The sequence below is a fragment of the Polaromonas sp. P3_A5 genome (assembly GCF_056403055.1).
Window position 1 is genome coordinate 218,823 of the sequence record NZ_JBFUGF010000003.1, and the last position, 11,881, is coordinate 230,703.

General features: G+C 64.3%; 15 protein-coding genes. 7 read left to right on the top strand and 8 right to left on the bottom strand.

What is annotated here, in order from left to right:
• Positions 1 to 18 precede the first annotated feature (18 nt).
• Positions 19 to 342: a DMT family transporter gene (locus AC1DU8_RS20485; RefSeq protein ID WP_457281851.1), complete on the bottom strand. Its 324-nt coding sequence runs from the start codon at positions 340 to 342 to the stop codon at positions 19 to 21.
• Between the two features lie 95 nt (positions 343 to 437).
• Here AC1DU8_RS20485 and AC1DU8_RS20490 point away from each other — a divergent pair, with 95 nt between their 5' ends.
• The 3 genes from AC1DU8_RS20490 (at position 438) to AC1DU8_RS20500 (ending at position 2,329) form a co-directional block, all read left to right on the top strand.
• Complete coding sequence (locus AC1DU8_RS20490; RefSeq protein ID WP_457281852.1) at positions 438 to 824, top strand: winged helix-turn-helix transcriptional regulator; 387 nt, start codon at positions 438 to 440, stop codon at positions 822 to 824.
• Positions 825 to 943: 119 nt separating this feature from the next.
• A complete protein-coding gene (locus AC1DU8_RS20495) occupies positions 944 to 1,957 on the top strand; it encodes a Bug family tripartite tricarboxylate transporter substrate binding protein (protein WP_457281853.1) in 1,014 nt (337 codons plus the stop codon).
• Between the two features lie 108 nt (positions 1,958 to 2,065).
• Positions 2,066 to 2,329, top strand: a complete 264-nt coding sequence (locus tag AC1DU8_RS20500) for a YkgJ family cysteine cluster protein (protein WP_457281854.1) — start codon at positions 2,066 to 2,068, stop codon at positions 2,327 to 2,329.
• Positions 2,330 to 2,336: 7 nt separating this feature from the next.
• Here AC1DU8_RS20500 and AC1DU8_RS20505 read toward each other — a convergent pair whose 3' ends face one another.
• The gene (locus AC1DU8_RS20505) at positions 2,337 to 3,002 is read right to left on the bottom strand and encodes a Crp/Fnr family transcriptional regulator (protein WP_477727220.1); all 666 of its coding nucleotides are present in this window, start codon (positions 3,000 to 3,002) and stop codon (positions 2,337 to 2,339) included.
• Positions 3,003 to 3,175: 173 nt separating this feature from the next.
• On the opposite strand from AC1DU8_RS20505, the gene AC1DU8_RS20510 reads away from it, so the two are divergent.
• Positions 3,176 to 3,946 carry a class II aldolase/adducin family protein gene (locus tag AC1DU8_RS20510; RefSeq protein ID WP_457281855.1) on the top strand — a complete coding sequence of 257 codons (771 nt, stop codon included), beginning with the start codon at positions 3,176 to 3,178 and terminating at the stop codon, positions 3,944 to 3,946.
• Complete coding sequence (locus AC1DU8_RS20515) at positions 3,943 to 4,830, top strand: bile acid:sodium symporter family protein (RefSeq protein WP_457281856.1); 888 nt, start codon at positions 3,943 to 3,945, stop codon at positions 4,828 to 4,830. The genes AC1DU8_RS20510 and AC1DU8_RS20515 overlap by 4 nt, the downstream gene beginning before the upstream one ends.
• Here the strand turns inward: AC1DU8_RS20515 and AC1DU8_RS20520 are convergent.
• The 4 genes from AC1DU8_RS20520 to AC1DU8_RS20535 form a co-directional block, all read right to left on the bottom strand.
• Positions 4,827 to 5,672, bottom strand: coding sequence for a transglutaminase-like domain-containing protein (locus tag AC1DU8_RS20520; protein WP_457281857.1), 846 nt, complete (start codon positions 5,670 to 5,672; stop codon positions 4,827 to 4,829). The two genes, AC1DU8_RS20515 and AC1DU8_RS20520, sit on opposite strands and share 4 nt — an antisense overlap.
• Before the next feature lie 89 nt (positions 5,673 to 5,761).
• A complete protein-coding gene (locus tag AC1DU8_RS20525; protein WP_477667022.1) occupies positions 5,762 to 6,076 on the bottom strand; it encodes a hypothetical protein in 315 nt (104 codons plus the stop codon).
• Positions 6,077 to 6,262, bottom strand: coding sequence for a DUF1328 family protein (locus tag AC1DU8_RS20530; protein ID WP_457281859.1), 186 nt, complete (start codon positions 6,260 to 6,262; stop codon positions 6,077 to 6,079).
• A gap of 271 nt (positions 6,263 to 6,533) precedes the next feature.
• Entirely contained in the window at positions 6,534 to 7,940 is a 1,407-nt protein-coding gene (locus AC1DU8_RS20535) for an AsmA family protein (RefSeq protein WP_477667023.1), read from the bottom strand.
• Between the two features lie 119 nt (positions 7,941 to 8,059).
• On the opposite strand from AC1DU8_RS20535, the gene gstA reads away from it, so the two are divergent.
• Positions 8,060 to 8,668, top strand: coding sequence for a glutathione transferase GstA (gene gstA, locus AC1DU8_RS20540; RefSeq protein WP_457281861.1), 609 nt, complete (start codon positions 8,060 to 8,062; stop codon positions 8,666 to 8,668).
• Between the two features lie 454 nt (positions 8,669 to 9,122).
• Complete coding sequence (locus tag AC1DU8_RS20545) at positions 9,123 to 10,229, top strand: alkene reductase (RefSeq protein WP_477667024.1); 1,107 nt, start codon at positions 9,123 to 9,125, stop codon at positions 10,227 to 10,229.
• Between the two features lie 57 nt (positions 10,230 to 10,286).
• Here the strand turns inward: AC1DU8_RS20545 and thiE are convergent, their stop codons facing one another.
• Positions 10,287 to 10,931, bottom strand: a complete 645-nt coding sequence (gene thiE / locus AC1DU8_RS20550; RefSeq protein WP_457281863.1) for a thiamine phosphate synthase — start codon at positions 10,929 to 10,931, stop codon at positions 10,287 to 10,289.
• An 11-nt stretch (positions 10,932 to 10,942) separates the two neighbouring features.
• On the bottom strand, positions 10,943 to 11,761 hold the full coding sequence (locus tag AC1DU8_RS20555; protein ID WP_457281864.1) for a thiazole synthase: 819 nt from the start codon (positions 11,759 to 11,761) through the stop codon (positions 10,943 to 10,945).
• Between the last annotated feature and the right edge of the window lie 120 nt (positions 11,762 to 11,881).

Consider the following 11,881-nt stretch of genomic DNA (forward strand, 5'->3'; position numbering starts at 1 on the left):
CTCCGTGCGATGGGTTGATCAAACAGTGCCATCCAGCAAGCGCAGGCCCACCATGCCGGCCACGACCAACGCCACGCAGGTCAGGCGCAGTGCCGAGGCGCTTTCGCCCATCCAGAGAATGCCAATCAGCGTCACGCCGACCGAGCCGATGCCCGTCCAGATCGCGTAGGCCGTACCCACCGGCAAGGTCTTGACGGCATGCGTCAAAAAGAAAATGCTGGCGCCGGCCGCGGCCACCCCCAGCACGCTGGGCCACAGGCGCGTCCAGCCTTCGGAAGATTTCAGGAACAAAGCCATTGCGATTTCGACAATGCTTGCAGCGAGTAAATAGAGCCAGGCCATCAGGGGACTTCTTTCAGGAACAGGGTTAATCGGTTGAAGAGCCACCAGCTTAGGTTTACGATTACCCATAGGCAAGTACGCACCTTCTGGTAACCATGACAATTCCCGGCGACCCACCCACCGACGCTTCAAATGTGTTTAGCCAGGCCTGCCCGTCGCGGCAAGCGCTGGAGCTGGTGGCCAGCAAGTGGGCTTTGCTGGTGATCCCGGCGCTGGCTGACGGCCCGGTGCGCAACAACGAACTGATGCGCCGCATCGAAGGCATCTCGCAAAAGATGCTGACGCAGACACTCAAGGAGCTGGTGCGCAATGGCCTGGTGCTGCGCTTTGACCGCCAGACCGTGCCGCCCCATGTGGAATACCAGCTCAGCGCGCTGGGCCAGTCGCTCAGCGAAACATTGATCCCGCTGGACAACTGGGCCGAGCGCAACCACCAGAACCTGAAGGCCGCGCGCGAACGTTTCGACGCATCCTTCATCTAGCGCATGGGGGTTAGCCTCATTAGCGGAATCACGTAGCGCCGCACCTCATGTTCGGTCCTATATTGGACCGACACGCCGGCGATGAAAACGGCGGCGACCACAACATGGAGACACATCAGATGAAACACCTCAACACGCGCCGCGGCGCATTGCAGTTTGGCCTCAAGGCCGGCAGCGCCGCAGCCGCTGTCTCGGCCTTCCCCGGCCTTCTTCTCGGCAGCGCGCACGCGCAAAGCACCTGGCCCAGCAAACCCATACGCCTGCTCGTACCCTTCGCGCCCGGCGGCAGCTCGGAAATCGTTGCGCGCTCAGCGGCCAACGAACTCACCAAGAGCCTGGGCCAAACCGTGTTTGTGGAAAACAAGCCCGGCGCCAGCGGCAACATCGCCATGCAGGAGTGCGCAGCCTCCACCGACGGCCACACCATCATCCTGGGCCACATCGGGACCATGGCGGTCAACCCCTTCATCTTCGACAAGCTGCCCTTCGACACCAACAAGGACTTCAAGCCCATCTCGCTGCTGGCCAAGGTGCCCAGCCTGTATGTCGTCAATTCCAGCGTGCCTGCGAACAACCTGAAAGAATTCATCGCGCTGGCCAAGGCCAAGCCCGGCCAGCTCAACTACGGCTCGGCCGGCAACGGCAGTGCCGGCCATCTGGCGTTTGAATATTTGAAGATGGCCACCGGCATTTTTGTGCTGCACGTGCCCTACCGCGGCACCGGCCCGCAGCTGACCGACCTGCTGGCCGGGCGGCTCGAAGCGGCGAGCGTAGGTGCGCCAGCCATATTGGCGCACATCAAGTCAGGCAAGCTGCGCTGCATTGCCACCGGCACCAAGGAGCGCCTGCCCCAGCTGCCCGACGTGCCTACCGTGGCGGAAAGCGGCTACCCCGGTTTTGAAATGACGCAGTGGTATGGCCTCAATGCGCCGGCCAACATGCCGCAGGCCAACATCGACCGCATCGCCGAAGCCTGCAACAAGGCCATGCGCAATCCGCAGGCCACCGAACGCCTGCGCGGCGACACCGCCCAGCCGATCGGCGACACCCCGGCGCAGTACGGCGCTTTCATCAAGACCGAGCAGGTGCGCTGGAAGGAAGTGGCGGCACGGGCAAAAATCAAACCCGACTGATTTTTGCCCCACAAACGGCCCCACAGGCCTTTTTTGAGCATCAAATACGGCTCCAGCCCAATAGAAATCTGCGCGAGCAGCTATATTTTTCATAGCAAACCACCAGCCATGAACTGCCGTCCCGGCTGCGGCGCCTGCTGCATCGCGCCCTCCATCAGCTCCGCCATACCCGGCATGCCGCACGGCAAGCCGGCCGGCGTGCGCTGCGCGCAGCTGGACGATGCCAACCGCTGCCTGATTTTCGGCCAGCCCGAACGGCCTGCGGTGTGCGGGCAGCTCATGGCGTCTGCCGAGATGTGTGGCGCCGACGCGGGAAGCGCGATGGTCTGGCTGACCCGGCTGGAAAACGACACGCGGCCCGGCCGGCATTGAACCCGCCCTAGCGCGATACGTTGCCCAACGCCTCCAGCCGCGCAGGCGAAACAATTTCAATGCAGCGGTAACCGAGCGCGATGGCGCCACGCTGCACCATCACCTTGAGTTCCACCGACAGCGTCTGCCGCGAGATGCCCAGCATCATGGCCAGCGCCTCCTGCGAAACCCGCACCACCGGCCGCGCCTTCAATGCCATCGTGGCATCGCCGCGCGCCAGCAACAGCAGGCGGCGCGCCACCCGGGCGCGCGTCGAACGCAGCGCGGCGTCTTCCACCATGCCGTAGAGCGAACGCACGCGCGCGGCCAGCAGCCCCGCGATCGCACGCGCAAACGGCGCGCCCTCCATCAGCGCGGCAAACGCCGGCTGCGGCACCACCAGCACCTCCACCGCCGACTGGGCCGTGGCATCGTGCGTGCGCGGCTCGCCGTCCATCAGCGAGATCTCGCCGATCCAGTTGCCCGCCTCCAGCACCACCAGAATCGCCTCGCGCCCATCCTCCCGCAGCGAGGAGATCTTCAGCAGGCCGCCGAGCAGGCCATAAAAGCCGCCGGGTGCATCCCCCTGGCGAAACAGCATTTCGCCGGGCCGCAGGCGCAGCACCTCGGACGACGCCAGCAGCGCCTGACGGTCCGCCGCCGGCAGCGCACCGAACCACGGGTTGGCCGACATGCGGGCAAGCAAGGATGGCGGTGAGAGCGGTGAAAGGGGCGAAGGTGTCTTCGGAACGACAGGCATGCGGTCAATTGTCAAATTTTTGACAGTTCCCCGTCAAGCACCCACGTATCGTGGGCAGTTCATGCCGCAGAGCACCTTTATTCATACACACCACGGAGACAACCCTCATGCACATCCCCTCCCTCAAGGAAGTCGTCAGCGCCGAAGAATGGCAACTGCGCTGCGACCTCGCCGCCTGTTATCGCCTCGTCGCGCTCTACGGCTGGAGCGACCTCGTCTTCACCCACATCAGCGCCAAGCTGCCTGAGACCATTTCCGGCGCCGGCAATCACCATTTCCTGATCAACCCCTACGGCCTGATGTTCGACGAGATCACGGCCTCCAGCCTGGTCAAGATCGACGGCCAGTGCAACAAGATCATTGATACGCCCTTCCCGGTAAACCCGGCCGGTTTTGTGATCCACAGTGCGGTCCACGACGCGCGCGCCGACGCCGGCTGCGTGCTGCACACCCACACGCGTGCCGGCGTGGCCGTGAGCGCGCAAAAGTGCGGCGTGCTGCCCATCAGCCAGCAGTCCACCTTCGTGCTGGCGTCCCTCGCGTACCACGCGTACGAAGGCGTGGCCTTCCGCGACGATGAAAAACCGCGCCTGCAGGCCGACCTGGGGCAAGCCAACTTCCTGATGCTGCGCAACCACGGCCTGCTAGTCGTCGGCAAAACGATTGCCGACGCTTTCCTCAGCATGTACACCTTCGAGAACACCTGCCGCATCCAGCTGGACGCGCAGGCCGGTGGCGAACTCACCGAGGTCAACCCGTTGATCGTCAAGGGTGTGGCCGAGGCCATGCGTGTACAGACCGGCGGCCTGGGTGGTGCTTTTGTCTGGCCCTCGCTGATCCGCAAGCTCGACAAACTCGATGAAAGCTACAAGTCATGAGCGGCGGCTCACCTGTCGTCGCGCAGCTGCTGATCGCGGCGCTCGCGCTGGTCATGCTCGGCCTGGGCATGACCCTGAAGGTCGAGGACTTCACCCGCCTGCTCAAATACCCCAAGGCCGTGGCGGTGGCACTGGTGCTGCAGGTCATCGTGCTGCCCGTTGCCTGCTACGCGATCATCGTCCTGCTGAATGTGCCGCCGCTCTTTGCGGTGGGGCTGATGCTGCTGGCCGCTTCGCCCGGTGGTATCTCGGCCAACCTGTTCAGCCACCTCTTCGACGGCAACGTGGCCATGAACATCTCGCTGACCGCCATCAACACGCTGCTGTCCATCGTCACCATGCCGGTGATCGCCAACTGGGCGATCGAGACCTTCGCCAAAACCGGCCAGGTCGTGCCGCTGCAGTTCGGCAAGGTGGTGGAGGTGATCGTCATCGTGCTGGTGCCGGTGGCCATCGGCATGTGGCTGCGCACGCGCAAACCCGCCTGGGCCGCGCGCAGCGAAAACCCGACCAAGATTTTCAGCATCATCGTGCTGGCCGTGGTGGCCATTGGCGCAGTCGTCAAGGAGTGGCAGGCGCTTGCCAGCACCTTTGCGGCTGTCGGCCCTGCGGTGCTGGCCTTCAACCTCGTGAGCCTGCTGGCCGGCTACTACGTCTCGCGGGCCACGGGCCTGGACAAACCCATCTCGACCGCCATCAGCTACGAGATCGGCATTCACAACGCGACGCTGGCCATCTTCATCGCGCTGGCCGTGCTGAACAACTTCCAGCTGGCCCTGCCGGCGGCGATTTATTCCTTCAGCATGTACATCACGGCCACACTGTTCGGGCTGCTGGTGCTGAAGCGCCGCAACGCGGCAGCCATGGCAGCGCCTGCGGGCTAAACCGTGACCACGGTCAGCGCGGGCGAATGCACGCCTGTTGAAACGCCGGGCAGGATGTCTCCCTCGGTGATCGAGAGTTCCTTGCGCAGCATCTGCACACCGCCAAAAATGGTTGCAAAGGCCACGTCCTTGGCGTCGCGGCCTGTGCCCACGCGCACCAGGCGGTCGATAGGCGCCATGCGTGTCGGGTCAAAAATTACCCATCGCCCCTCCAGCCAGGCTTCAAACACGGCATGGAAATCTTCCGGCGGCTCGTCAAAATGCACATACCCCACCACCAGCCGCGCCGGAATGTTCAAGGCCCGGCACAGCGTGATGCCCAGGTGTGCAAAGTCACGGCAGACACCCGCGCGCTGCACAAACACCTCCTGCGCGGTCGTCGTGGAGTTGCTGAAACCCGGCAGGTAGCCAATCGAGTCGTGAATCCAGGCCTCGATGGCACGCACCCTGCCAATGCCCGGCGGCAAGTGGCCAAACAGCTGCTGCGCGGCCCGGCTCATAACGTCGGATTCGCAATAGCGGCTGGGCATCAGGTAGCGCAGCACTTCATCCGGCACCGCCGTCACGGGGGTTTCGTCCAGGTGCAGGGGAACCGGGGCCGGGTGCAGCTCCACGCGCGCATGGTAGTTCACCGAAAGCACGCCCTTGGGAGCATCCAGCCGAATAAAGCGGTTGCCGCTGCGCTCATCCGAAAAATTCCGCACCTTCATGCTGGGCGTGATGGTCAGGCGCTCTTCCACAACGTGGTGGCCTTCGTGAAAAGCCGCCTCGATGTGAAACAGGAAATGGGCAGGATGAGTGACCTCGTATTCCAGCAGCAGGTCAATAAGGGTAGTGTGCATAAGCCTGAACCGGTGAAAAGAAACCTTGTGGATGCGTGACGTGCAGTAGCGGCACGGTTTGCAGGAATGTGCGTCAGGCGGCCGCGCAGTCAGAGACGTGTGCGGTGGCTGACTTCCCGGTTCTCGGCCGGTGCAAACCAGTTTTTGCAGGTCACAAACACAATGCGGGCCGCGCGCTCCAGCACATCGGCAGACGGTGCAGCCGGCCGGCGCGCACGCAGGCGGTTGATCAGTAAAAACTCGGCAATGCTGGCCTGGAAACCCAGCGGCCGTTTGGGCGCCACACCGGCAGGCGACGCAGGCAAGCGCGCAGCCTCATTGCCCGGCTGTCGCCACGGGTGGAACAGCCGCTGCCGGAACCGCGCGGCCATGGTGCTGGCCGGCATGTCGGTGCTCGCAGCCATCTACTTCAGCGCTTTCTTTGCAGCGCCTACACCCAGCGCAGCCAGCACGATGAAGATAACCGCGAGGATCAGGAACAGGCCGAACAGGATTTTGGCAATGCCTGCTGCGCCCGCTGCCACACCACCGAAACCGAGGGCAGCGGCAACCAATGAAATCAGCGCAAAAATAATCGCGTACTTGAGCATGATGGCCTCCAGAAAGTGGCCTCTTGCGCGAATGCGCAGGATGAGGCGTTACGGCGTTACGCACGTCATGGGCATCAAAGTGTGAAGTCAAGGTGAGTCAACGCAGCCCATGACCCATAAGCCCATGCTAAAAGCAGGCGACGATTTTCCGAATCAGCAGCGCCCGCATGGCCCTGTAGGACAAGGACGCAGCTCAGCGCAACTTCAGAACAGCCAAGGCTTTAGGGGCAAGTAAGCGCTCATTGACGCATCAACCGGGAAGGCGTCCGGCTTATTTGCCAAAGATGCCGCGCAAGCTTTTACCGACCTTTTCGCCCACACCAGCGCCGGCCCCGGTACCCACGCCAGGCAGCAACACCGTGCCGATGGCGGCCCCCAGCAGCGCCGCACGCGACAGCGTGACTTCCGGGTTGTCCAGCGTGCCGCCCACCACCAGCGGCACCCCCACGGCGCCACCAATGGCACTGCCGATCTTGCTGTCGCCGGCCAGGGTCACGCTGACCTGCCCGCTCAGGGCCTTGGCGGACGAGACCGCCACATTGCCGGTGGCGCTCAATGCTCCGGAGCTCGCCACCAGATTGGTCAGCTGCGCCGACCGCCCCAGGGTGCTGACCTGCCCGGCCAAGGTATCCAGCCGGGTCTGGCCACCACGGCTCAGCCCCACCGTTTTGACCGCCTTGGCCAGGTCCAGCCCGTTCACCACTGCATCGCGCACCGTGAAGGTGGTGTGGCTCTGCAGCGCATCCACCAGCGCAGCCGTGGTGGCGGCGCGCGCATTGAGCGTGGTCGTGGCGTCAAGCTGGCCGGTCAGGGCCTTGGCGGGCGCCGTCAGTGCGGACACCTCGACACCGCTGGTTTTCAGCTGGCCCTGCAGCACCAGTTCTTCCGCCGAACGCGCCACCGGCGGCGCCTTGGCGCCCGGCTTGGCGGCGGCCGTTGCTGCTGCGGCCGCCACAAAACCGCGCTGCAGGCCCAGGCGGCCTTCCAGCTTGCCGCCGCCCACCTTCACAAGCAAGTCCCACTGTGCGGCACCGCCGGCCTCGCCGGCTTGCGCTTCCACGCGTTGCAGCGTTGCCTCCAGACCCTGGAGGTTGCCTTCTGTCAATTTGATCGAAGCGTTCTCCGGCAGGCCATCGGCCCCCAGGCTGGCCTCGCCCTTGACCGTGGTGCGTGCGCCGGTGGTGTTCACCCAGGTAACCTCGTCCAGCACCGTGCGGCGCGGCAACCAGTCAAGCCGGTTCATTTCCGGGCCCGTGTTGGCTGCAGACGCCGGTGCGCCCGGTTTGACAGGCACCGCCTGCTTCTTCTTTTGCAGCAGCAGGAGCAGCGCGTCAATGCCCTGCTGCGGCAACACCGCCCGGCGCACCCGCAGGGTGGCCACTTCCAGGCGCCCCTGCAACAGCGGGCGCCATTCGGGCCGCACTTCCACGCGCTCCAGCGTCAGCGGTGGCTTGCTTTGCACGGAAATACCGCTCAGCGCCACAGCGGGCAAAGGCCAGATGTCCACCGCCACCCTGTCCAGGGTCAGGGGAACGCCCAGCGCGGCCGACGCCTCCCGCTCAACGCGCTGGCGGAAGTCGTCCGTGCTGACCCAGCGGTGCAAGGTGTAGGCCACCACGGCCAGAAGCACCATCAAGCCGAGGGCCAGGAACACCAGCCATTTGAAAAGTTTTGCCATGCGGCTATTGTGGCGCGCCCGGCCAGCAATAATCCGCTGTTCCGGCTAGCATGAGGGGCTGTGCGACATTCCCGCCACACTCCCACCGCACTCCGCTACCCCACAAAGGACAAGACACCATGAAACTTTACTACTCCCCCGGCGCCTGCTCCCTGTCACCCCACATCACGCTGCACGAGTCGGGCCTGAAGTTCGAGCATGTGCTGGCGCCCACCAAAACCCACCAGCTGGAAGACGGCACCGACTACTACACCATCAACCCGCTGGGTTATGTCCCGCTGCTGGAGCTGGACGACGGCACACGCATCGCCGAAGGCCCGGCCATCGTGCAGTACATCGCCGACCAGGTGCCGGAGAAGAAACTCGCACCCGCCAACGGCACGCTGGAGCGCTACAAGCTGCAGTCCTGGCTGACTTTTGTCGGCACCGAACTGCACAAGGGCTTCAGCCCGCTGTTCAATGCCGCCACACCGGCCGACTACAAGACCATCGTCATCGACAAGCTGCTGTCGCGCCTCAAGTGGGTGGACAGCCAGCTCGCCGGCAAGCAGTACCTGATGGGCGATGCCTTCAGCGTGGCCGACCCCTACCTCTTCACTGTGACCAACTGGGCGCCGCGGGTCGGGGTGGATATTTCGGGGTTTGCGAACATTGCTGCGTTTCGGGAGCGTGTTGCGGCTCGGCCAGCTGTGCAGGCGGCCATGAAGCACGAGGGTCTGCTTAAATAAGTTAAGTGGCATGCCGGACGCTGATGTTGATTTGCGGTCCGGGGCCGGGGGTTGCCCGGCGGCAACTCACTTTTCTTTTGCTTCGCCAAAAGCAAAGTAAGCAAAAGAAAAGGCGACCCTGCTGTCTGCGTCCCTGCGCTTCGCTACGGGCAACCTGCGGTGCTCGGTCCAGCCGGGGTCAAAAACAACTCGCCTGCGGCTCAAACAAGTTTTTGCCCTGATCCGTCTGGCCCTCCGCTCCTCGGCGCATACAGAAGGGGGTGGGGAAGGAATACCGAACAGCCAAGCAGCCGAAGACAAACTCGAATGCACAAAGACCAAGGACACGCCATGGCGTGTCCTTATGGGTCGGTCAATAGCATGAAACGAGCAACCCGTGTTGGGCGGGCCAATCCAAACAGGGCCAAACTGGCCCTGTTTTCATTTCCGCAGCTTTTGACTTTCAGGACCAACCATGCCCACCCTATTCGACTCCAACAAAGCCGGTGACCTGGCCCTTGCCAACCGCATCGTGATGGCGCCGCTCACGCGCAACCGCTCACCCAACGCCATCCCGACCGACATCGCGCAGATTTATTACGGCCAGCGTGCCAGCGCCGGGCTGCTGATCACCGAGGCCACCGCCGTCAGCCATCAGGGCCAGGGCTATGCCGACGTCCCAGGGTTGTACGGCAGCGAGCAGCTCGACGCCTGGAAGGAAGTGACCCGTGCTGTACATGCCAAGGGCGGCAAGATCGTCGTGCAACTCTGGCATGTCGGCCGGGTTTCACACACCAAACTCCAACCTGACGGTGGCAAGCCGGTCGCGCCTTCGGCCATCACCGCCAAGACCAAGACCGTGCTGATCGAGGACGGCGTGCCGACCTTTGTTGAAACCTCTGAACCGCGCGCGCTCACGGCAGCTGAAATCCCTGGCATCGTGCACACCTTTGCGGCAGCGGCGCGTAACGCCGTCGAGACGGCCGGTTTTGACGGCGTCGAAATCCACGGCGCCAACGGCTACCTGCTCGACCAGTTCCTCAAAGACGGCAGCAACAAGCGCACCGACGACTACGGCGGCAGCATCGAAAACCGCGCCCGCCTGCTGCTGGAAATCACCCGGGCCGTGACGGATGCCGTGGGCGGCGGCCGCACCGGCATTCGCCTGTCACCCGTCACGCCCGCCAACGATGTGCACGACACCGACCCACAGCCCTTGTTTGACTACGTGGTCAAGCAGCTTGCCACACTCAATCTCGCCTACATCCACATCATCGAAGGCGCCACCGGCGGCCCGCGCGAAATCGACGACCGTCCGTTCGACTACAAGGCACTCAAGGCCGCCTACCGTCAGGCCGGCGGCAAGGGCGCATGGATGGTCAACAACGGCTACGACCAGGTGCTGGCTGAAAAAGCGGTCGCCAACGGCGCCGACCTGGTCGCCTTCGGCAAGCCCTATATCGCCAACCCGGACCTGGTGGAGCGGCTGCGCGCTGGCGCGCCGCTCAACACGCCGGACAAGGCCACCTTCTACGGCGGCCGCGAAAAGGGCTACACAGACTACCCGACGCTATCAAATTAATAGCTGCTTGCGCCCGTTCAGATTGCCTGAGCGGGCCTTTTCATCCATGAACCCGATCTAGGCCCGGTTCGGTGCCGCCAGGCGCAGGCCGTGCAGCGCGGCTTCCTGCGGGTCGACTGCCAGCGTCACGGCGCTCACCACAGCCACGCCGCCCACGCCACACGCCATCACGCCGGCGATGCGGTCCAGCGAGATGCCGCCTATCGCCACCACCGGGTAGGGCGACGCCCGCAAGGCCCAGTCGCGCAGCTGCTCCAGCCCCACCGGCTCATAAGGCATGACCTTGAGCGTCGTCGGGTAAACAGGGCCAATGGCCAGGTAAGACGGCTGCACCGCATGCGCGCGCGCAAGTTCAGCCGGCGTGTGGGTGCTCAGGCCCAGCCGCACACCGCCCTTGCGCAGCGCATCCAGGTTGGCCGTGTCCAGGTCTTCCTGGCCCAGGTGCACCCCATACGCGCCGAAATCCAGCGCCAGCTTCCAGTGGTCGTTGATAAAAACCTGCGCGCCCTTGATGCCGCGCCCTGCTTCAATCGCCGCCTGTACTTCGGCGGAAATCTCCGCAGACGTGTGGTCCGCCGCCTTGATGCGCAGCTGGATCGTGCGCACGCCCCAGCCCAGCAGGCGTTTGACCCAGGCTGCGTCGGGCACCACGGGGTAAAAACCAATTGGGCCGGTCAATGGGGCAAAGGCGGGGGTTTTCATCGGAAGTCCAGTCAGGGTGCGTGCCAGAAGGGTACGCCAACGGTCGGCGTGGAAGCCTGCGCGGCAGCCCGCTCCGGCATGGGTGTCGACTCATAAGCGGCGCGGCCGGCGGCCACGCCGTCGGCAAAAGCGCGCGCCATGCGCACCGGGTCGCCGGCCTGCGCCACCGCGGTGTTCAGCAGCACCGCATCAAAGCCCAGCTCCATCACCGCCGCCGCATGCGAAGGCCGGCCGATGCCGGCATCAACCACCAGCACCGCATCGGGCAGGCGGCGGCGCATGGTTTCCAGCGCATAAGGGTTCAGCGGCCCGCGGCCCGTGCCAATGGGCGCTGCCCAGGGCATCACGGCCGCGCAGCCCGCATCACGCAGGCGCTGGGCTATCACCAGGTCATCCGTCGTGTAGGCAAACACGGCAAACCCGTCTTTGGCCAGCACCGTTGCGGCGTGCAGGGTGGCGTGTGTGTCGGGCTGCAAGGTGTAGTCGTCGCCGATCACCTCCAGCTTGATCCAGGTCGTGCCGAAAATCTCGCGCGCCATCTGCGCCAGCGTGATCGCCTCTTCCGCGCTGTGGCAGCCCGCCGTGTTGGGCAGGATGTGGCAGCCCAGCGCCTGGATACGTTGCCAGAAACTGTTGCCGCCGCCACTTTCCGGCTGCAGGCGGCGCAGGCCCACCGTCAGCACTTCGCACCCGCTGGCACGCACCGCATCGCTCATGACTTGCGGCGAGGGGTAATGCGAGGTGCCAAGGAAGAAGCGGCTGGACAAAGTCTTGCCACCGACCTTCAGGGGCTGGCCGTGGGCGATAGAAGGTAATGCAGGTGTTGTCATATCAAGCGTTCCGCAAAAGTATCGCGATGCCAGCAGACGCCGCGGAACTGGCTCCGCCAGGCCGCCAGCGTCGCCCCCTGCAAGGGGGGAAGGTGCTACACGCAGTGAGCATCCGACAGG